The organism is Paraburkholderia sp. EG286A (genome assembly GCF_040965375.1).
In the GTDB taxonomy this organism is placed as follows: Bacteria; Pseudomonadota; Gammaproteobacteria; order Burkholderiales; family Burkholderiaceae; genus Paraburkholderia.
This window is the reverse complement of record NZ_JBFRCB010000003.1, coordinates 231,420-250,819: the sequence shown is the minus strand read 5'-3', so window position 1 is coordinate 250,819 and position 19,400 is coordinate 231,420. Positions and strand designations below refer to the sequence as shown.

Here is a 19,400-nt window from a genome sequence, read left to right as displayed (position 1 = left end):
CGGATTTGCAGTGTTCATGAGGATAGAGATGGGGACGGTCCGCTTTAACGGCGCGCGGACCGCCTGAAGCGATCCGGCCTGAGCGGCGCGGCTTGCTGCCCCTGTTTCAAAACCCTCATCGCGTTCGCAAACGCCATGCCGGATCGCACGTCGCGCTCATGTAGATATCCCGGCGCTCTCTCGCTTGTCTCCGTCTCAATAATAGACCTGTGTGTGCGCTCGGTGTGGCGAATTGCCGCAAAAAAGCGGGTTTTCCACGACGTGAAGTGTGTTGTGTCACATACATTGTCATCCTGAAAAATCGCGCAGATAATGTTGCGGTTCTGGTGCCCGCGGTTGCCTCCGGCGCCCTCAGCCAACCGGCATGGCGAGGGCGAACGCGGCGCGAGAGCTTGCAAAACGCATTGCAAAAAGCATGGCGAAAAGCACGGCGCGCCGCCCAGACCGCCACCGAACCAGACCGACATGAAACTCTTCGCCAAGGGGCTCTTGCTGATCGCGATTCCGAGCGTCATCGAACTGGCGCTGCTCGGCGTCGTGTTCGACACGCAGGGAAAGGCCGCGCTCGCGGCCAAACGCGCCGAGAACACGCAGCAAATCCTTTGGCAAGCCAACAGTCTCGTCGACCCGTTGCTGCGCGAAGCCGCGCGCGTGCGCACCGGCATCGTGCTCGAGGACCCTTCCTTCATCGATCGCCACGCCGTCTGGACCGAGTTCTCCGACCGCATCACGCTGCTCGCGCGCATGGTCGCCGACAATCCGCGCCAGCTCGCGCGCGTCGAGCGCATGCGCGACGCTGCCTATGCATGGCGCAAGGAAGCGGGTGATATTGCCGATGCGTTGCGCACGGGCCGTAGCGCGCCGTTCGCGCGCGTGGCGGGCAACGGCATGCCGCCCGAGATCGAAACGGTGCGCGAGGTGCTGGGCGAGTTCATCGCCGAGGAGACGCGGCTCGACGAGGCCCGCGCGGCGATGCTGCGCGAGACGCGCGAGCGCCAGCAGGACGCGCTGATTTTCGCCGTGGTGGGCTCGATGCTGATCTGGGCGTTCACGGCCATGGCGTTCGCGCGCAACGTGGGCGTGCGCCTCGCCGCGCTCGGCGCGAACGCCGAGCGTCTGGGCGATGGGGCGCCGCTCGCGCCGCCGCTCTCGGGCGACGATGAAATCGCCGCGCTCGATGCGGTGCTCCATCAGACCAGCGCGCGGCTGCGCGTGGCCGATCGCGAGCAGGCCGCACTGAAGGCACAGCTGCAGGCGCGCGCCGCGGATCTGGCGAGCGCCAACGAGCATTTGCGCCAGGAGAGTCAGGACAACGAGATGTTCATCTACAGCGTGTCGCACGATTTGCGCTCGCCGCTCGTGAACCTGCAGGGTTTTTCGAAGGAGCTGCAAGTATCGTGCGACGACTTGCGCGCGCAGGTCGACGCGGCGGGGCTGCCCGAACACGAATATCGCACGATGGCCGTAGTGCTCGACGGCGATGTCGACGAATCGCTGAAATACCTGCGTCAGGCGGTGGCGCGCGCGGCGGCCATCATCGACGCGCTGCTGCGCATCTCGCGCGCCGGGCGGCTCGAATACCGCTGGCAGCGCGTCAACGTCGCGCGGGTCGTCGAGCGCGTGCTCGGCGGCCTCGCCGAGGAACGCGCGAAGGCGGCGCGCATCGAAGTGGGCGAGTTGCCGCCCGCGTGGGGCGATCCGGCGGCGCTCGAGCAGATCTTCGGCAACCTCATCGAGAACGCGCTGCACCATCTCGATCCTGCGCGGCCGGGCCGGGTCGAGATCGGCGCGCTGGAGGCCGGCGGCGAATCCGCCGGCGAAGCCGGTAATGGCGCGGGAAAAGACCGAGGAAAATCAGCGGCCGGAGAGCCTGGCGAACGTACGCGGACTTATTTTGTGCGCGACAATGGCGTTGGTATCGCGCAGGCGTATCTGCCCAAGCTGTTCCGCGCGTTTCAGCGGCTGCACGGCGGCGAATCGCCCGGGCAGGGCACCGGCCTCGTGCTCGCCAAGCGCATTGCGGAGCGGCATGGCGGGCGCGTCTGGGTCGAATCGACCGAGGGCGCGGGTTCGACGTTCTTCGTCGCGCTGCCCGACCAGCCGTTGCGTACCACATAGCGGGTAATCTGGCGCGCTGCGCGGCAAGCTTTCAACAAGCCTTAAAAAGTTCATGCAGGACGTAGGAGAGTCGAGATGACGAACGGGGAACAGGTCAGCATCGTGCTGATCGAAGACGACGACGGGCATGCGACGCTGGTCGAGCGTAACCTGCGGCGGTCGGGGATCTCGAACGGCTTTCTGCGCTTTCGCGACGGCCAGGAGGCGCTCGATTACTTTTTCGGCACGCCGGGCGATAACCCGGCTGCGCACGCGAACTGGCCGTCACGCGACGCGCTCGGCAATTTTGTCGTGCTGCTCGACCTGCGCATGCCGCGCGTGGACGGCTTCGAGGTGCTGCGGCGTCTGAAAGCGGAGCCCGCCACGGCGTCGGTGCCGGTGATCGTGCTCACGACCACCGACGACCCGCGCGAGATCGAACGCTGCTATGAACTCGGCTGCAACGTGTACATCACGAAACCGGTCGAATATGACGCGTTCATCGAGGCCGTTCGCCGGCTCGGCTTCTTTCTCCAGGTCGTCAAGCTGCCGCCGGGACATCGCTTCGTCCAGCCGCGGCCGGCCGGCACCCAGTAACGCACTATGCATGCATCACGCATGGACTCATCACGCATTGGCAATCGAATGGAAGAACAGCGGGAAGAACGGCGGCAAACCGGACCTGGGCCCGAAGGGATGCTTCGCGCATGACTGAGGAAACCACGATGCTGGACGGCGCACGCGTGCTCGTCGTCGACGACGACGAAGGCATCCTGCGCCTCGCCCGCAAATCGCTGCTGCGCGCCGGGGCGCGCGTAGACACCTGCACGGGTGTCGGGGAGGCGCGCGCGCTGCTCGCCGTGCAGACGCCCGACGTGCTCGTGCTCGACTATCAGCTCGACGGTGCGGAAACGGGCCTCGACTTCTTCCGCCGCCTGCGTGCCGACGACGTGCGCGTGCCGGCCATTCTCGTGACCGGTTTCACCGATGAATCCCGTGTGATCGCCGCGTTGCGCGCGGGCGTCTCGGACGTGGTGCCGAAATCGGGCGACTATCTCGACTATCTGCCCGAAGCCGTCGCGCGTGTGCTCTCGCAGGTCGCGCTGCAGCGCGCCTCCGACGAAGCGCTGCTCCTGCGCGACCGCGAAGAGCACTACCGCACGCTCTCCGAAGCCTTGCCGCACCTCGTGCTCACCTGCGGCGCCGACGGCAATTGCGACTTCGTCTCGAAGCAGTGGCTCGACTACACGGGCCTCGACGCGGGCCAGTCGCACGGTCTCGCGTGGCTCGACGCCGTGCATGCCGACGATCGCGAGGAAATTCGCCACACGTGGCTGAAGGCCGTGAGCAGCGGCGCCGCCGATTACCGCCACGAGTTGCGGATTCGCCGCCACGATGGCATTTATCGATGGTTCGATGTCCGAATCGTTCCGATGCGCGACCCGCGCGGCGGCGTGAACAAATGGTTCGGCAGTTGCACCGACATCGACGCGCAGCGCGAAGCGACCCAGGAGCGCGAGCGCCTGCTCGCCTCGGAGCAGGCCGCGCGGCAGACCGCCGAAGAAGCCAACCGTGCGAAAGACCGCTTCCTCGCCATGCTTTCGCACGAGCTGCGCACGCCGCTCACGCCGGTGCTCGCGGGCACGCGTCTGCTGGAGCAGATCCCGGGCCTGCCCGAGGCGGCACGCGCGCGCGTGCTGATGATCCGCCGCAATATCGAACTCGAGGCGCGTCTGATCGACGATCTGCTCGATCTCACGCGCGTGGCCAACGGCAAGCTGAGCCTGGCGCTCGAGACGGTCGACGTGCACGAGGTGATCGAGGCCGTGCTCGAGCTCTTCCACAGCGAAATCCAGATCAAGCAGCAGGACGTCCACGTCGATCTGCGCGCGCAGCAGCACTACGTGCGCGGCGACCGTGCGCGCCTGCAGCAGATGCTCTGGAACCTCGTGCGCAACGCCGCGAAGTTCACGCCCGACGGCGGCCACATCTACGTGCGCACGCGCGACGAGCGCATGCAGGTGGAGATCGAGGTCGAGGATACGGGCATCGGCATCGCGCCCGAGCAGATCGGCAAGCTCTTTCATGCCTTCGAGCAGGGCAGCCACAATCTCACGCGCCAGTTCGGCGGGCTCGGTCTAGGCCTCGCCGTGACACGCGCGCTGACCGAGGCGCATGGCGGCAACGTGGGCGCGAAGAGCCCCGGCGCGCATTGTGGCGCGACCTTCACCATCGTGCTGCCGACCGCGGCGCGCGGCGAGGGGGCGGCCGCGACCGCCGAGCTGCGCGGGCCGCACCGGGTGGGCGCGCTGAACATCCTGCTGATCGAGGATCACGAGGACACGGCCGAGGTCATGTCGCAGCTGATGCGCACGGGCGGCCACGAGGTGGCGGTGGCGGGCAGCGTGGCCGGCGCGCTCGCGCTCACGGCCAGCATGGCCTTCGACCTCGTGGTGAGCGACATCGGCCTGCCGGATGGCTCGGGCATCGACTTCATCCGGGCGTTTCGTGCGCAATCAACGGCGCCCGCCATCGCGCTCACCGGCTTCGGCACCGACGACGACGTGCGCCGCAGCGTCGAAGCGGGTTTTACCGCGCATCTCACGAAGCCCGTCAACTTCGAGCAGCTCGAACGGCTGATCGAAGAGGCCGCCGCCGCGCGCAGCACGGCGGCCGAGCCCGATTCCGCCGCGCCTCGTTCCTGACGCTGCCTTGATCCGGGCACAAAAAAGCCCGCGCGGCCTTGCGGCGGCGCGGGCCTTTGTCCGGGCGCTCGTGCGGGCTCAGCGCGGATTGTTCTGCAGCGAATCGCGGATCTCGCGCAGCAGCAGCACGTCTTCGGGCGTGGGCGGCGGCTCGGCGGGCGCGGCCGCTTGCGGCTGGCGCAGCTTGTTGATGAACTTCACCATCAAAAAGATGATGAACGCGAGAATGACGAAGTTGATCACCGCGGTGATGAACGAGCCATAGCCGAACACGGCCACGCCCGCGGTCTGCAGATCCTTGTACGACTCGGGGTTGCCTTTGTAGCTGGCCGGAATGTGGCCGAGCCGCACGAACATGTTCGAGAAGTCGAGGCCGCCCGTGATCACGCCGATGACCGGCATGATGAGGTCTTTCACGATCGAGTTGACAATGCTCGAAAACGCGCCGCCGATGATCACACCGACGGCGAGATCCATCACGTTGCCTTTGACGGCGAATTCCTTGAACTCCTGGACGATGCTCATGAGCGGGCTCTCCCTGAATGGCGCAGCACGGGGCTGGGGTCAATACGGCGTATTGGCGCAATCATAGCGAACGCCTCCGTATCGCGGTAGCAATTTGACATTCCCTGACCTTTTGCCGGGGACCGGCGACGAAGTCCCGGCGAACGCATGCGGCGTGCCCACCGCGCGTGCGTGCCGTTAGCGCGCGAGCGAGATCTGCTGGTGGAAGGTCGCCGGGTCGGTGTTGGTGCCACACAGCAGCACGCCGACGCGTTTGCCTTGCAGCGTGTCGCGCAGCGGCCCGAGCAAGCCCGCTGTGGCGGTGGCGCAAGCGGGCTCCACGGCCAGCTTGAGCTGCTCGAAGAGCACGCGCATCGCGCTGCGCAAGGCGTCGTCGGAGACCGTGACGACGCGCTCGAGATGACGGCGGCACAGCGTGTAGCTGTATTGCTCGGCATGCGGCGACATGAGCGAGTCGGCGATCGAGTGCATGTGGGTCAGGCGCACCGTGTGGTTCGCGGCGAAGCTGCGCGCCATCACGTCCGAGCCCTCGGGCTCGACGCCATACACGCGCACGCGCGGATTCGCCAGCCGCAGCGCGGTGGCGACGCCCGCTGCGAGCCCGCCGCCGCCGATGGGCACGACGACCGCGTCGAGATCGGGCGCCTGGGTGGCCCATTCGTAGCCGAGCGTGGCCGTGCCGAGCACCGTGCGATAGCCGTTGAAGGGATGCACGAAATAGCGTCCCTCGTCGGTCTCGATACGGCGCACGATCTCGAACGCCTCGCTGCTGTTGCCCGCCACGACGATTTCCGCGCCAAAGCGCTTGCACTGCGCGACGCGTGCCGCGCTCGCGGTGCGAAAGAGCACGACCTTCGCGCTGATGCCGAGGCGCATCGCCGCATACGCGACCGCAATGGCGTGATTGCCGCCCGACACGCAGGTAACGCCGGCGCTGCGCTGCGCGGCGTCGAGTGCGAGCAGATGCGTGAACGCGCCGCGCACCTTGAAGCTGCCGCTCGACTGCAGCAGCTCGAACTTGAAGTTCACGAGCGTCGCTTCGAGCGTGGACAGATCGTGGCGGTCGAACACCGGCGTGCGCAGCACCCACGGCGCGAGCGCGAAATGCTGCGAGGCGATCTCGTCGAGCGTGGGGATCGCCTCACCGTCGATCGTGTGGCTGGTGGGCAGCGGTGCGGCGGTGGACATGATGGTGCGCGTCCGGCGTGGTTACCGTGCCAGGGCTTCGACGGACATGCCGTGCACGAGCTTGCGCAGGAAACCTTCGCAGGCCGCGAGCTGTTCGAGCGAGACGTATTCGTTCGGCTTGTGCGCCTGCTGGATGTCGCCGGGGCCGCACACCACGCTCGGAATGCCCGCGCGGGCGAACAGGCCCGCCTCGGTGCCATAGGCCACCTTGCGGCGCGCCTGATCGGCGGTGAGCGCGCGCACGAGCTGCGTGATCGCGGCCTGCTCGGTGGCGTCGAGGCCCGGTGCGGCGGCGATCTTCGTGAACTCGATGGCGCCCACCGCGTGCTCGCGCTGCATCTTCGGCACGAGCGTTTCGCGCGCGTACTGCTCGATGCGCGCGAAGATCGTGTCCGGGTCGAGCGTCGGCAGATTGCGGAACTCGAACGCGAAGCGACATTCGGCCGGCACTGTGTTGATGGCGTTGCCGCCTTCGATCGTGCTCGTCTGCGCGGTCGTGAACGGCACGTCGTACAGCTCGTCGAACGGACCGTTCGCGCGGAACTCGTCGGCCATGTCGCGGATGTAGCAGATGAGGCGCGCCGCGTACTCGATCGCGTTCAGGCCGCGCGGCGTGAGCGACGAATGGGCGGCCTGGCCGCGCACGCAGCACTGGTACGCGTTGATGCCCTTGTGCGCGACGATGGGGCGCATGCTGGTGGGCTCGCCCACGATGCAGCCTTCAGGCTTGACGCCGCGCTTCACGAGTTCTTCGATCATGAGCGGCGCGCCGACGCAGCCCACTTCCTCGTCGAACGAGAGCGCGAGATGCAGGGGCTTGGCCAGTTTCGTCTGCTGGATCTCGGGCAGGAGCGTGAGCGCCGCGCCGATGAAACCCTTCATGTCACAGGTGCCGCGGCCATAGAGCAGGCCGTCGCGAATCTCGGGCTTGAATGGGTCGCTGTCCCATTTCTGGCCGTCCACGGGCACCACGTCGGTGTGGCCCGAGAGCACGATGCCGCCGTTCGTCTCGCCGTCGTGCGCGGGGATCGTGGCGAACAGGTTGGCCCATTTGCCGTCGCGGCCGTAAGTGAGCGTCGACTCGATGCCGCGCGCGCGCAGATCGTCGCGCACCGTCTCGATCAGGCCGAGATTCGGATGGCGGCTGACCGTATCCATCGAAACCAGACGGGTGACCCAGGGGAGCGAGGCGGGAAGGGCGGCGGAAGGCGTGGACGACTGCGCTGTTTCAGCGGCGAGGGACATGTTGGACTCCAGCTTGCTTGTATTCTTCATCTTACCCAAAAAGAATGCGCCAAGCCAAAGCGCCTGAAGCCGGCAAGCGCAACGCTCTATTGCGCTTGCCGGTCGTTAGTCGGCGATGCCGCGCCGCAGCATCGCCCCGTGCCGCGACGCCGCTGTGGCAGCGGTCAGCGCGATGCGCCAGCGCGATTGGGCGCGCCGAGCGCGCGCAAGGTCTCCTTGACGGTCGCCACGCGCACCGCGAGATCGGGGCTGCGCGTTTCGATGCGCAGCTTGTCCTGTCCCGCGAGCTTGATGTGCTTGTGCTTCTGCACCATCTCGATGATGCGCATGGCGTCCACGGGCGGATTCGGCACGAACTGCAGGCCAATGACCGCTTCGCCCGCATCGATCTTCGTGATGCCGAGCGGCTTGGCCGCCAGACGCAGGCGGTGCGTTTCGATCAGCGCATGCGCCTGCGCCGGCATCTTGCCGAAGCGGTCGATCAGCTCTTCCTGAATGCCGTCGATCGAATCGTCGTGCTCGCAGTTCGCGAGCCGCTTGTAGAGCGACAGGCGTTCCTGCACGTCGCCGCAATAATCGGCGGGCAGGATGGCGGGCGCGTGGAGGTTGATCTCGGTGGTCGCCGCGAGCGGCGCATTCAGATCGGGCTCGCGGCCGTCTTTCAGCGCCTTCACCGCATCGTTGAGCATGTCCGTATACAACTGGAAGCCGATCTCCTGGATCTCGCCCGACTGCTTGTCGCCGAGCACCTCGCCCGTGCCGCGAATTTCCAGGTCGTGCATCGCCAGATAGAAGCCCGAACCAAGTTCCTCCATCTGCTGAATGGCTTCGAGCCGGCGTTGCGCCTGCTTCGTGAGCCCTTGCGGATCGTGCACGAGCAAATACGCGTACGCCTGGTGGTGCGAGCGCCCGACGCGGCCGCGCAACTGGTGCAGCTGCGCGAGACCGAACTTGTCGGAACGGTGGATGAGGATCGTGTTCGCGGTCGGCACGTCGATGCCGGTCTCGATGATCGTCGTACAGAGCAGCACGTTCGCACGTTGCGCCACGAAATCGCGCATCACGGCTTCGAGTTCGCGCTCGTGCATCTGGCCGTGCGCCACGGCGATGCGCGCTTCCGGCACGAGCGCTTCGAGCATCGCGCGGCGGTTCTCGATGGTCTCGACTTCGTTGTGCAGGAAGTACACCTGGCCGCCGCGCTTGAGCTCGCGCAGCATGGCCTCGCGAATCACGCTGTCTTCCTCGCGGCGCACGAAGGTCTTGATGGCGAGGCGCTTTTGCGGCGCGGTCGCGATCACGGAGAAGTCGCGCAGGCCTTCGAGCGCCATGCCGAGGGTACGCGGAATCGGCGTGGCGGTGAGCGTGAGCACGTCGACTTCCGCGCGCAATGCCTTGAGCGCCTCTTTCTGGCGCACGCCGAAGCGGTGCTCCTCGTCGATGATGACGAGCCCGAGGCGCTTGAACTGAACATCGGACGAAAGCAGCTTGTGCGTGCCGATCACGATATCGACGCTGCCGTCGTTGATCTGCTGGATCGCGCCGCTCACTTCCTTGGCGGACTTGAAGCGCGACAGCTCGGCGATGCGCACGGGCCACTCGGAAAAGCGGTCCGTGAAGGTCTGCGTGTGCTGCTCGGCGAGCAGCGTGGTGGGCGAGAGAATCGCCACCTGCTTGCCGCCCATCACGGCGATGAACGCCGCGCGCAATGCCACTTCCGTCTTGCCGAAGCCGACGTCGCCGCACACGAGACGGTCCATCGGCTTGCCGCTCGTCATGTCGCCGATCACGGCGGCGATGGCGGCGGCCTGGTCGGGCGTTTCCTCGAAGCCGAAACTCTCCGCGAACTTGACGTAGTCGCGCGGTTCGAGCGCGAACGCGTGGCCCTCGCGTGCGGCGCGGCGCGCGTAGAGATTCAGGAGTTCGGCGGCCGTGTCGCGGATCTGCTGCGCGGCCTTGCGGCGCGCCTTTTCCCACTGGCCCGAGCCGAGCGCGTGCAGCGGCGCGCTATCGGGATCGGCGCCGCTGTAGCGCGAAATCACGTGCAGCTGCGACACCGGCACGTAGAGCTTGCTGCCGTTTGCGTATTCGAGGTGCAGGAACTCGGTATCGCCTTCGCCGAGGTCCATCGTCACCAGGCCGTGATAGCGGCCGATGCCGTGCTGCGCATGGACCACCGGATCGCCCACTTTCAGCTCGGAGAGGTCGCGCACCATCGAATCGACGTTGCTCGCCTGCTCCTGGCGGCGGCGCCCCGCGCGGCGCGCGAGCGGGCCGTAAAGCTCGGTCTCGGTGATGACCGCGAGCTCCTCGCCCGGCAGCGAGAAGCCCGTGGAAAGGGGCGCGACGCCCATCGCGAAACGCTCGTCGCCGGTGAGCCAGTCCTCGAAGCTGTCCGCGCCCGCAGGGCGCAGATGGTTGTCGGCGAGCAGTTGCGCGATGGTTTCGCGCCGGCCCGCCGATTCCACCGCGAACAGCACGCGGTTCTTCGTCGTCTCGAGATACGCGCGCAGCGATGCGAGCGGGTCGTCGGCGTGGCGGTCGATCGCGAGGCTCGGCAGCGCCGTGGCCCAGCCGCCCGCGCTCGTGGCGGGCAGCACGAGGCGCGCGAACGGCTTCGCGAACGTGAAGAAGTCCTCGTCGGTCAGGAACAGGCGCTGCGGTTCCAGGATCGGCCGCTCGCGGTCGTGCGAGAGGAAGTTGTGGCGCTGCTTCGTGTCGTTCGTGAAGCGGCGGATCGAGGTGTCGAGGTCGCCCGAGAACACCAGCTGGGCGTTTGCCGGCAGATAGTGGAAAAGCGTCGCCGTCTCTTCGAAGAAGAGCGGCAGGTAGTATTCGATGCCCGCCGACGGCACGCCGTTGCCCATGTCCTTGTAGATCGTCGCGCGGCTCGGGTCGCCCTCGAACACCTCGCGCCAGCGGCTGCGAAACGCCGTGCGCGCGGCTTCGTCGAACGGGAACTCGCGGCCCGGCAGCAGGCGCACGTCCTTCACGGGATAGAGGCTGCGCTGGCTGTCCGGATCGAACGCGCGGATCGAGTCGACCTGGTCGTCGAACAGGTCGATGCGGTAGGGCAGCGGCGAGCCCATCGGAAAGAGGTCGATGAGCGAGCCGCGCACGCAGTATTCGCCCGGGCGCACCACCTGGCTCACGTGCTCGTAGCCCGCGAGCGTGAGCTGCGACTTGAGCTTCGCTTCGTCGAGGCGCTCGCCCTGCGAGAACGAGAACGTATAGGCCGCGAGAAACGAGGCGGGCGGCATGCGATAGAGCGCCGTGGTGGCCGGCACGATGAGAATGTCGCAGCGGCCTTCGCCGAGATCGTGCAGCGTCGCGAGGCGCTCGGAAACGAGGTCCTGGTGCGGCGAGAACGTGTCGTACGGCAGCGTTTCCCAGTCGGGCAGAAGCCGTACACGCGCCTCGGGCGCGAAGAACGGAATCTCCTGGGCGAGGCGCTGCGCGTCCACGGCGCTCGCGCAGATCACGGCCAGAAGCGGCGCACGGGCGGCGCTGGCGCGCGCGGCTTCGCGGTAGCGGGCGATCAGGAGCGCGTCGGACGAGCCGTGCGTGCCGTCGAACGCGTAGCGCTGCCCCGGCTTGACGACGGCAACGGGGGACGGAGATTGCGAGGAAGCGGCGATATCGGACATGGGCAACAGGGTGGCCGACGATTGTGTCGGCGCTTGTGTCGGTATGGTGGCCGGTTCAGTTCGGGCACGGTGCAACGCCGGAATATGGGGGCCGGTTTGCGGTCTTCAAGCGAATTCGGCGCGGTTTTTCCTTAGGTTGCGCGGGCATTCCATGGCCGTTTTGCGGGCGTCCGGCGTGCGGGTAAGGGACCTATTATAAAATCCGTCCTTCACTTTGACTCATGCGGCTCGCGACACCGTGACTTCACGCCTCTTTGCCCTGATTCCGTGCGCCGGCACCGGCAGCCGTTCGGGCTCGGCCATGCCGAAACAATATCGAATCGTTGCCGGACGCGACCTCCTGCACTATACGCTTGCCGCTTTTGACGCCTGCAACGAATTCTCGCAGACGCTCGTGGTGATTTCTCCCGACGATAACCACTTCGACGCCCGGCGCTTCGGCGGCTTGCGCTTTGCGGTGCGCCGCTGCGGCGGCGCCTCGCGCCAGGCTTCGGTCTACAACGGCCTCGCCGCGCTCGCCGAATTCGGCGCAACCGACGACGACTGGGTGCTCGTGCACGACGCCGCGCGCCCGGGCATCACGCCCGCGCTGATCCGCGCGCTCGTCGAGTCGCTCAAGGACGACCCCGTGGGCGGCATCATGGCGCTGCCGGTGGCCGACACGCTCAAGCGCGTCGCGCCGAAGGACCCCGCGGCGCCCGGCGCGCATATCGCGCGCACCGAATCGCGCGACGGCCTCTGGCAGGCCCAGACCCCGCAGATGTTCCGCATCGGCATGCTGCGCACGGCCATCGAGCGCGCGCAGCAGGACGGCCACGATCTCACCGACGAAGCGAGCGCGATCGAATGGCTCGGTCACGCGCCGCGGCTCGTGCAGGGCAGCCTGCGGAACTTCAAGGTGACGTACCCCGAAGATTTCGCGCTCGCCGAAGCGATCCTCAGCCGGCCCGCAGAGTAAGCGCGCCGCAATCCCTCTACCCGGAACCCCAACCATGGACATCAGAATCGGACAAGGCTACGACGTGCACGCGCTGGTGCCCGGCCGCCCGCTCGTGCTCGGCGGCGTGACGATCCCCTACGATCGCGGCCTGCTCGGCCACTCGGACGCCGACGTGCTGCTGCACGCCATCACCGACGCGCTGTTCGGCGCCGCCGCGCTCGGCGACATCGGCCGCCATTTCCCCGACACCGACAAGCAGTTCTACGGCGCGAACAGCCGCGTGCTGCTGCGCGAATGTCTGCGCCGCGTGCAGGAGGCGGGCTTCACGCTCATGAACGTCGATACCACGGTGATCGCGCAGGCGCCCAAGCTCGCGCCGCACATCGAATCGATGCGCCAGACGATCGCCGAAGACCTGAACCTGCCGGTCGAGCGCGTCAACGTGAAGGCGAAGACCAATGAAAAGCTCGGCTATCTCGGCCGCAGCGAAGGGATCGAAGCGCAGGCGGCGGTACTGCTGCTGCGCGCGTGAGCGGTGACTCAACCCTCATTTTGAAGGGTTAAACGGCCCGAGCAGGGCGCGTGCCTGCTCCGCACCTGACGGCGATGATTGCAGCTGCAATCATCGCCGTTGCTTTTCTTGCCGATTAATTTCCGTTTTTTTCGTCCCATACTGAACCGGGTAACCGGAAGTGGGGAGGACGATGGCGGGAGTTGAAAGACGCGTGAAAGGCCTCGATGGCCTGCGGGCGCTGGCAGTGGCGCTCGTGTTCCTCTCGCACAAGGCCCACGTCGACGCGATCGACGCGGGCAAGATCGGCGTCTGGCTGTTCTTTCTGATCAGCGGCTATCTGATCATCGGTGAGCTGCATCGCAATCGGGTCCGCATCGAGCAGCACGGCGCGCGCACGGCCGCGCTGCTGTACGTCTTTTTCATGAAGCGCACGCTGCGCATTTTTCCCGTGTATTACCTGCTGCTCGTGGCGCTCACCATCGCGCATGCGAGCTTCTATCAGCGCGATGTCGATCTCGGGCTCGCCTGGCATTTCGTATTCCTCTCCAATTACTGGATCGGCGTGGTGCACGACGGCTGGCCCGGCACCGTGTCGCACTTCTGGAGCCTGGCGGTCGAGCAGCAGTTCTATCTCTTCGCGCCGTTTGCCATGCTATTTGTGCGAGCGTCGCGCCATCTCGCACTCTGCGCGGTGGTCATCGCGGCGGCCGCGTTCGCGCATCTCGCACTCTATGAGGAAGGGGCGATCGCGCCGCTCATCTACGCATTCTCGCCGTGGAATTTCGCCATGCTGGCACTCGGCGGCGCACTGGCGATTGGCGGCGCGCGCGTGCCATTGCGCGCCGGGGCGTTGAGCGCGGCGTGGTTCGTCGGCGCGTGTGCGGCGATCGCCGGCTTCGCGCTGGCGCGCGCCGATTGCGCGGACTGCGCCGAAGGCGTGACGAATGCGACGATGCTGCCGGGTTGCCTCGACATCGGGCTCGCGCTCTCGCTCGGCGCGCTGTTCCTGTGGCTCGTGCGCCGTCAGGACAGCGTGCTGGTCGCGGCGCTGGAACTGCGGCCGCTGGCGTATCTCGGCACGATCAGCTACGGCTTCTATCTGTTTCACAACCTCGTGCCGGCGCGCCTCGGCGTGGCGCCGGGGCTCTATACGAGGTTCCATGTGCCCGGGCTGGCGCAGCCGGTCCTCGCGCTCGTGCTGCAGTTCGCGCTGGCCGTGCTGCTCGCGCATCTGTCGTGGCAGGTGCTGGAAAAGCGCGTGCTCGAGTGGAAGCGGCCGCTCGAAACGGCGATCCGCAACCGCCTGCCCACCCGCGCCGCCGCGAGCCAGACGTGATGCCCGCCGGCGCGAGGCCTAGAGCGTCCCGCCGCCGACTTCGCGGCCGTCCGGACACAGCTCGCCGGTCTGCAACCCGTCGAGCACGCGCAGCACTTCTTCGGCGCTGCGCCCGACGTTGAGGTTGTTCACCGTGACATGCTGGATCGTGTTGTCGGGATCGACGATGAACGTCGCGCGCAGCGCCACGCCCGCTTCCTTGTCGCGTATGCCGAGCTGATCGATGAGTTCGCCTTTCACGTCGCCGAACGAATAGTGATTGAGGCGATCGAGCGTCTTGTCCTCGCGACGCCAGGCGAGCTTCACATATTCGTTGTCGCAGCTGCCGCCCATCACGACCGTTTCGCGGTCATCGAATTCCTTGATGAGCCGTGCGAACGCGACGATCTCGGTGGGGCACACGAGCGTGAAATCCTTGGGGTAGAAGTAGATGACCTTCCACTTGTTGGCGAAGGTCTGCTCGGTGATCTCGGTGAACGCCGATTCGCCGTTTTCTTCGGGATGGTTGAAGCCGGGCTTCGCGGCCGTGACGGTAAAGGCTTCGAGTTTGTCGCCGACGGTTTTCATGGCGGAGGTCCTCAGACGAGAGACGGGCCGGGCGGCCCGCTTTGCCGCCGCGCGCGCGGTGCCAGACTCGGCCACAGGCGGCGGCGTGCCCACGAAAACGATTGTCGCAGGTGCGGGCGGCGCGTGGTGCGACGGTGCGCCGCCGCCGGGTCTCGATCAGTAGGGGAGGAGGCTCAGGCGCCCTTGGCGAGCGGGAACTCGATCGTCACCTCGAGGCCGGGGCCCGGTAGCCGGTTGCGCAGGCGCAGCGCGCCGCGATAGCGGCCCACGAGGCGCTGCACGATGGCCATGCCGAGGCCCGTACCGTTGGCCTGCGTGCGGGCCGTATCGACGCGGTAAAACGGCCGCGTGACGAGCGGCAGCTGATCCTCGGGAATGCCCGGGCCTTCGTCGACCACCGAAAGCTCGACGCGCGAATGCGAGACCCGTGTTTCGAGCATGATGTGCGGAATGCCGTCGGTTTCGCTTGCGCCGTACTTGCGCGCGTTTTCGATCAGGTTGCCCACGACGCGGCGCATGTCGGTGTCGTCGGCTTCGATCATGGCCGAAGGCGCGAGCCGCGTGATGAGACGCACGCCGTCTTCGCTCGCCATGCGCGCGGCCATCTCGCCGGCGATGATCGAGAGGTCGACGCGCTCGGGCATGCGCTGGGTCGGCCGTGCGTAATCGAGGAAGCGGCCGATGATCATGTCCATCTGCTCGATGTCGTCGATCATCGCGTCCTTGGTGGCCTGGTCGGACGGACTCATCTCCGTCTCGAGCCGCAGGCGCGCGAGCGGCGTGCGCAAATCGTGCGAGATGCCCGCGAGCATCAGCGCGCGGTCGGCCTCCAGCTGCTCGAGGTCGCGCACCATCTGGTTGAACGAGCGATTCGTTTCGGCCGCGACGCCCATGCCGCGCTCAGGCAAGGGCGCGGGCGGCTGCCCCGAGCCCAGCATGCGCGCCGACATGGCGAGGCGCGCGAATGGCCGGTTCACGAGACTCGTGATGAAGGCCGCCCCGAAGAGTGATAGCGCAAGCGCAGAGACACCCCATCCGACCCACTGCAAGCCTGTGACGTTGTCGAGCTGGTCGCGGTCGAGCGCGACCCAGTAGTCGTCTTCGTCGATCTTGAAGCTGATCCACACGCCCGGAATATCGTTCACGGACTGCGCGATGACGGTGTCGTCACCAAGACGCCCGCGGATGTCGTGCTCGATCAGACGATTGAGCGACTCGTCGGGCTGGAGCTTGTATTTGTCGGTGGTTTCGCGCGGGTACACGCGCACGCCCTCGTTGCTCTCGAGATCCTGCAGCAGCGCGCGGCGCAGATCGGGATCGGAGTAGAGGAGCGCTGTGCGCGTGAGCTTGACGATCGCGACGAGCTGGAGCGCCACGCGCTGCGCGCGCGGCTCCCGCTCGATCACGCGAAAGCTCTGGAACCACGCGGCGAGACTCACCGCGATGAGAAGGGCGATCAACAGGAAGGTGCGCCAGAACAGATCGCCGAACGCGAGCGTGAGCAAACGCCGGTCAATCCGCATGGGCCCTTCCCGTTTCAACAGAGGCAGTGCAGACAACGAGACACCATTCAGGATCAGGCGGCGCCGTCGGGAATGAACACGTAACCGAGGCCCCAGACCGTTTGAATGAAACGCGGGCTGCCCGGATCGGGTTCGATGAGCTTGCGCAGGCGCGAGATCTGCACGTCGAGGCTGCGGTCGAACACTTCGTATTCACGGCCGCGCGCCAGTTCCATGAGCTTTTCGCGCGAGAGCGGCTGGCGCGGATGACGCGCGAATACCTTGAGCACCGAGAACTCGCCCGTGGTGAGCGGAATTTCCTGGCCGGCCTTGGTGAGCGTGCGCGTGGCGAGGTTCAACGCGAATTCACCGAACTCGAACACTTCGGTGGTTTCCGAGGGCGCGCCCGGCAGTTCGGACGGCGCCTGGCGGCGCAGCACCGCGTGAATGCGGGCGACGAGTTCGCGCGGGTTGAAGGGTTTGGGCAGATAGTCGTCGGCACCCATTTCGAGGCCGACGATGCGGTCCACGTCCTCGCCCTTGGCGGTGAGCATGATGATGGGCGTGCGGTCGTTGCTGCCGCGCAGGCGCCGGCAGATCGACAGGCCGTCTTCGCCTGGCAGCATGAGGTCGAGCACCAGCAGGTCGAAACGCTCGCGCACCCACAGCTTGTTCATGGCGGGGGCGTTTTCGGCCACATAGACATTGAAGCCTTGCTCGCCGAGGTAGCGGCGCAGCAGGTCCCGCAGTCGGGGATCGTCATCGACAACGAGAATTTTGGACGGGTTTTTGGTTTCCATGCCTGGCATCTTAGCGCGATTGGATACTGATGCGAGTTTGCACCAATTATCAGGTTACAGTCAGTTACAAAATTTACCCGTGCTGTGCCACGACCGCAAGCACCGACAGATAGACTTCTTTACGTAAAGCGGCAGTTCGGTAGATACTTCATTCGACTTTAAAATCCATGCCCGCGCCGAGCCGGGTTCGCACATGTATTCGAGGTAGCCGTTTGCCGCGTCAAGAAGGGAACAAAACGATGGGAGGGGTCAGGCCGACAATGCGCCACACCATGCTTGCACTGGCGCTAGCCGGTGGCGTGGCGGCTGCACTGGAGTCGGTGCCGGCCCGGGCCCAGCCCTCCGCAGACCGCTACGAGAACTCTCAGTCCTCCGCTCGTTCGCCGGGCGGCAAACCGTCGATGCGGCGCGTACGCAGCGACACGATCCCGCGCCCCGCATCGGACATCAACCAGCGTCCCGCAGTTCCCCCCGATCTCGATCAGCGTCGCCGCGACGGCCATATGACGCCCGATGAGCGGCGCCTCCTGCGCCAGCATATCGAAGACGCCGTACGCGAACTGTACAAGCGCTGATACTGCGGCGCGCGTAAATGCGGCTCTGCTGCGAAAGTGCCGCGATAACGTTTACGCGATTTTCTCTGCGCACCTCGCGCACGCCTTTCTCGCGCCTTTCATGATTTTATCGGCATCGAAGCGCGCATTCGTGCACTCGCGCCGCTGAAATGCGCTGAAAAATACCGTAGCAATTGCATCGTCAACATCCGTTTCGTCGCAGCCGTTAAGCCGGTACATTTAATGATCGCGCCGGCGGAATCGTCGTGCGCCCATTCATCATGAGCGACTCCAGACGGTCGAAGCCAAACGCGCAGTCCGCCGCCGGCGCAGCGGCGCCCGACGACGGCGCGGATGCGCTGCTCGACGCCGACGACGCCCGCCATCTCCTCGTGCGCACAGGGTTCGCGCCGCGCGAGAGCGAAGTCGAGCCTTATGTAGGGCTCACGCGAGAGCAGGCTGTCGCGCGGCTCGTCGGCGGCACGCGCAGCGAGGCGCTCACGCCGCTGCCCGCGTGGAGCGCCGAAGTGCCGCCGAGCCGGGCACAGCGCAGCGCATGGACCCCCGAGGAACGCCAGCAGGCGCAGCGCCAGCGCGGTGCGCGCTATGACGAATTGCGCGCATGGTGGCTGCGCGAGATGCTCGTCACGCCTTCGCCGCTGACCGAGCGCATGACGCTCTTCTGGCACAACCACTTCACTTCGGGGCAGGACAAAGTCGGCGAGCCGCAGTTGATGGCCGCGCAAAACGCGCTGTTGCGGCGCGATGCGCTGGGCAGTTTCGCGAGCATGCTGCACGCGCTCGCGAAGGACCCCGCGATGCTGCTTTACCTCGACGGCGCGAGTAATCGCAAGGGCCGGCCCAACGAGAATTTCGCGCGCGAAGTGATGGAACTGTTCACGCTGGGCGAAGGGCAGTACTCGCAGCGCGACGTTGCCGAAGCGGCGCGCGCCTACACGGGTTGGAGTCTCGATCCCGACACCCAGGCGTTCGTCTGGCGCGCCGACTTGCATGACGACGGCGAAAAGACGGTGCTGGGTCGCAGCGGTCCGTTCGACGGTGACCAGGTGCTCGACATCCTGCTCGCGCAGCCGCAAACTGCCCGGTATGTGTCGGCGAGGCTTTGGCGCGAGTTCATCTCCGCGACGCCCGACGATGCGCAGCTCGCAAGCGTCGCCGCTCGTTTTCACGCAAATGGATACGAGATCGGCGCTGCGCTTCGCGCGCTCTTCGTCACTCCCGCGTTCTGGGATGAACGCAATCGGGGCGTGCTCGTGAGTTCGCCGGTGGAGTTCATCGTCGGCACGATGCGGCGCTTCGATGTGGCCTATGGCGATACGCTGCCGTTCGCGCGCCGCGCGGCCGCGTTGGGCGAGAACCTGTTCTATCCGCCGAACGTGAAGGGGTGGCCCGGCGGAGCGTCGTGGATCAACAGCTCGACGCTGCTCGCGCGCAAGCAGTTCGTCGAGCAGCTGTTTCGTGCGACGGAAGCAGGGCGGCCGCATGCTGCGGCCGCAGCGACGAAGATCGCGGCAAGCATGCAGAACGCGCCGAACGCGATGCGGCGTGACGCGTTGCAAGGCGGCATGCGCTTCGATCTGGATGGCTGGCTCTCGCGCTACGGTCTCACTGCCGATGCCACGCCCGGCCTGTCCGCGCAGCTGCAAATGCAGCATGCAGTCCTGCCGCTGGCGCCTGTCGATGCGATTGCAGCCGGTAGCCGTGCGGGTTCATATCTCCAGGCACTGCTGATGGATCCGGTGTATCAGTTGAAGTGAAGCAT

At 66.4% G+C, this 19,400-nt stretch carries 16 protein-coding genes; 8 read left to right on the top strand and 8 right to left on the bottom strand.

Annotated elements, in window-relative coordinates:
- Positions 1–44 precede the first annotated feature (44 nt).
- Positions 45–467: a hypothetical protein gene (locus tag AB4Y35_RS13860; protein WP_368704793.1), complete on the bottom strand. Its 423-nt coding sequence runs from the start codon at positions 465–467 to the stop codon at positions 45–47.
- On the opposite strand from AB4Y35_RS13860, the gene AB4Y35_RS13855 reads away from it, so the two are divergent.
- The 3 genes from AB4Y35_RS13855 to AB4Y35_RS13845 all read left to right on the top strand — a co-directional run bounded on the left by AB4Y35_RS13855 (position 466) and on the right by AB4Y35_RS13845 (position 4,802).
- Positions 466–2,118 (top strand): ATP-binding protein, encoded by a 1,653-nt coding sequence (locus AB4Y35_RS13855; protein ID WP_368704792.1) that lies wholly within the window; start codon positions 466–468, stop codon positions 2,116–2,118. The two genes, AB4Y35_RS13860 and AB4Y35_RS13855, sit on opposite strands and share 2 nt — an antisense overlap.
- A 75-nt stretch (positions 2,119–2,193) precedes the next feature.
- Entirely contained in the window at positions 2,194–2,694 is a 501-nt protein-coding gene (locus AB4Y35_RS13850) for a response regulator (RefSeq protein WP_368704791.1), read from the top strand.
- Positions 2,695–2,804: 110 nt separating this feature from the next.
- A complete protein-coding gene (locus AB4Y35_RS13845) occupies positions 2,805–4,802 on the top strand; it encodes a response regulator (RefSeq protein ID WP_368704790.1) in 1,998 nt (665 codons plus the stop codon).
- Between the two features lie 78 nt (positions 4,803–4,880).
- On the opposite strand, the gene mscL is transcribed toward AB4Y35_RS13845, so the two are convergent.
- From mscL to mfd, 4 genes are all read right to left on the bottom strand, one after another.
- On the bottom strand, positions 4,881–5,327 hold the full coding sequence (gene mscL, locus AB4Y35_RS13840; protein WP_069268109.1) for a large conductance mechanosensitive channel protein MscL: 447 nt from the start codon (positions 5,325–5,327) through the stop codon (positions 4,881–4,883).
- 177 nt (positions 5,328–5,504) lie between these two features.
- Entirely contained in the window at positions 5,505–6,515 is a 1,011-nt protein-coding gene (locus tag AB4Y35_RS13835; RefSeq protein ID WP_368704789.1) for a threonine/serine dehydratase, read from the bottom strand.
- 21 nt (positions 6,516–6,536) lie between these two features.
- Entirely contained in the window at positions 6,537–7,760 is a 1,224-nt protein-coding gene (argE, locus tag AB4Y35_RS13830; protein WP_324148407.1) for an acetylornithine deacetylase, read from the bottom strand.
- A gap of 164 nt (positions 7,761–7,924) precedes the next feature.
- A complete protein-coding gene (mfd, locus tag AB4Y35_RS13825) occupies positions 7,925–11,404 on the bottom strand; it encodes a transcription-repair coupling factor (RefSeq protein WP_368704788.1) in 3,480 nt (1,159 codons plus the stop codon).
- A 238-nt stretch (positions 11,405–11,642) separates the two neighbouring features.
- On the opposite strand from mfd, the gene ispD reads away from it, so the two are divergent.
- The 3 genes from ispD (at position 11,643) to AB4Y35_RS13810 (ending at position 14,194) form a co-directional block, all read left to right on the top strand.
- The gene (gene ispD / locus AB4Y35_RS13820) at positions 11,643–12,362 is read left to right on the top strand and encodes a 2-C-methyl-D-erythritol 4-phosphate cytidylyltransferase (protein ID WP_266233163.1); all 720 of its coding nucleotides are present in this window, start codon (positions 11,643–11,645) and stop codon (positions 12,360–12,362) included.
- Between the two features lie 34 nt (positions 12,363–12,396).
- Positions 12,397–12,876 (top strand): 2-C-methyl-D-erythritol 2,4-cyclodiphosphate synthase, encoded by a 480-nt coding sequence (ispF, locus tag AB4Y35_RS13815; RefSeq protein WP_028206967.1) that lies wholly within the window; start codon positions 12,397–12,399, stop codon positions 12,874–12,876.
- Positions 12,877–13,069: 193 nt separating this feature from the next.
- Complete coding sequence (locus tag AB4Y35_RS13810; protein WP_368704787.1) at positions 13,070–14,194, top strand: acyltransferase family protein; 1,125 nt, start codon at positions 13,070–13,072, stop codon at positions 14,192–14,194.
- An 18-nt stretch (positions 14,195–14,212) separates the two neighbouring features.
- Here AB4Y35_RS13810 and AB4Y35_RS13805 read toward each other — a convergent pair whose 3' ends face one another.
- The 3 genes from AB4Y35_RS13805 to ompR form a co-directional block, all read right to left on the bottom strand.
- Positions 14,213–14,761 (bottom strand): peroxiredoxin, encoded by a 549-nt coding sequence (locus AB4Y35_RS13805; protein ID WP_069268103.1) that lies wholly within the window; start codon positions 14,759–14,761, stop codon positions 14,213–14,215.
- A 173-nt stretch (positions 14,762–14,934) separates the two neighbouring features.
- A complete protein-coding gene (locus AB4Y35_RS13800; RefSeq protein ID WP_342923901.1) occupies positions 14,935–16,284 on the bottom strand; it encodes an ATP-binding protein in 1,350 nt (449 codons plus the stop codon).
- Between the two features lie 53 nt (positions 16,285–16,337).
- Positions 16,338–17,063, bottom strand: a complete 726-nt coding sequence (ompR, locus tag AB4Y35_RS13795; RefSeq protein WP_035514479.1) for a two-component system response regulator OmpR — start codon at positions 17,061–17,063, stop codon at positions 16,338–16,340.
- A gap of 260 nt (positions 17,064–17,323) precedes the next feature.
- On the opposite strand from ompR, the gene AB4Y35_RS13790 reads away from it, so the two are divergent.
- Both AB4Y35_RS13790 and AB4Y35_RS13785 read left to right on the top strand, forming a co-directional pair.
- Positions 17,324–17,638, top strand: coding sequence for a hypothetical protein (locus AB4Y35_RS13790; RefSeq protein WP_324151198.1), 315 nt, complete (start codon positions 17,324–17,326; stop codon positions 17,636–17,638).
- A gap of 260 nt (positions 17,639–17,898) precedes the next feature.
- Positions 17,899–19,395, top strand: a complete 1,497-nt coding sequence (locus AB4Y35_RS13785; RefSeq protein WP_368705402.1) for a DUF1800 family protein — start codon at positions 17,899–17,901, stop codon at positions 19,393–19,395.
- Positions 19,396–19,400: the final 5 nt, after the last annotated feature.

What these genes read in the sequence shown, in the direction of transcription:
- AB4Y35_RS13855 (WP_368704792.1), top strand. Translation starts at nt 466, where the DNA reads ATGAAACTCTTCGCCAAGGGGCTCTTGCTGATCGCGATTCCGAGCGTC.
- AB4Y35_RS13860 (WP_368704793.1), bottom strand. Translation starts at nt 467, where the DNA reads ATGTCGGTCTGGTTCGGTGGCGGTCTGGGCGGCGCGCCGTGCTTTTCG.
- AB4Y35_RS13850 (WP_368704791.1), top strand. Translation starts at nt 2,194, where the DNA reads ATGACGAACGGGGAACAGGTCAGCATCGTGCTGATCGAAGACGACGAC.
- AB4Y35_RS13845 (WP_368704790.1), top strand. Translation starts at nt 2,805, where the DNA reads ATGACTGAGGAAACCACGATGCTGGACGGCGCACGCGTGCTCGTCGTC.
- mscL (WP_069268109.1), bottom strand. Translation starts at nt 5,327, where the DNA reads ATGAGCATCGTCCAGGAGTTCAAGGAATTCGCCGTCAAAGGCAACGTG.
- AB4Y35_RS13835 (WP_368704789.1), bottom strand. Translation starts at nt 6,515, where the DNA reads ATGTCCACCGCCGCACCGCTGCCCACCAGCCACACGATCGACGGTGAG.
- argE (WP_324148407.1), bottom strand. Translation starts at nt 7,760, where the DNA reads ATGTCCCTCGCCGCTGAAACAGCGCAGTCGTCCACGCCTTCCGCCGCC.
- mfd (WP_368704788.1), bottom strand. Translation starts at nt 11,404, where the DNA reads ATGTCCGATATCGCCGCTTCCTCGCAATCTCCGTCCCCCGTTGCCGTC.
- ispF (WP_028206967.1), top strand. Translation starts at nt 12,397, where the DNA reads ATGGACATCAGAATCGGACAAGGCTACGACGTGCACGCGCTGGTGCCC.
- AB4Y35_RS13805 (WP_069268103.1), bottom strand. Translation starts at nt 14,761, where the DNA reads ATGAAAACCGTCGGCGACAAACTCGAAGCCTTTACCGTCACGGCCGCG.
- AB4Y35_RS13800 (WP_342923901.1), bottom strand. Translation starts at nt 16,284, where the DNA reads ATGCGGATTGACCGGCGTTTGCTCACGCTCGCGTTCGGCGATCTGTTC.
- ompR (WP_035514479.1), bottom strand. Translation starts at nt 17,063, where the DNA reads ATGGAAACCAAAAACCCGTCCAAAATTCTCGTTGTCGATGACGATCCC.
- AB4Y35_RS13790 (WP_324151198.1), top strand. Translation starts at nt 17,324, where the DNA reads ATGCGCCACACCATGCTTGCACTGGCGCTAGCCGGTGGCGTGGCGGCT.
- AB4Y35_RS13785 (WP_368705402.1), top strand. Translation starts at nt 17,899, where the DNA reads ATGAGCGACTCCAGACGGTCGAAGCCAAACGCGCAGTCCGCCGCCGGC.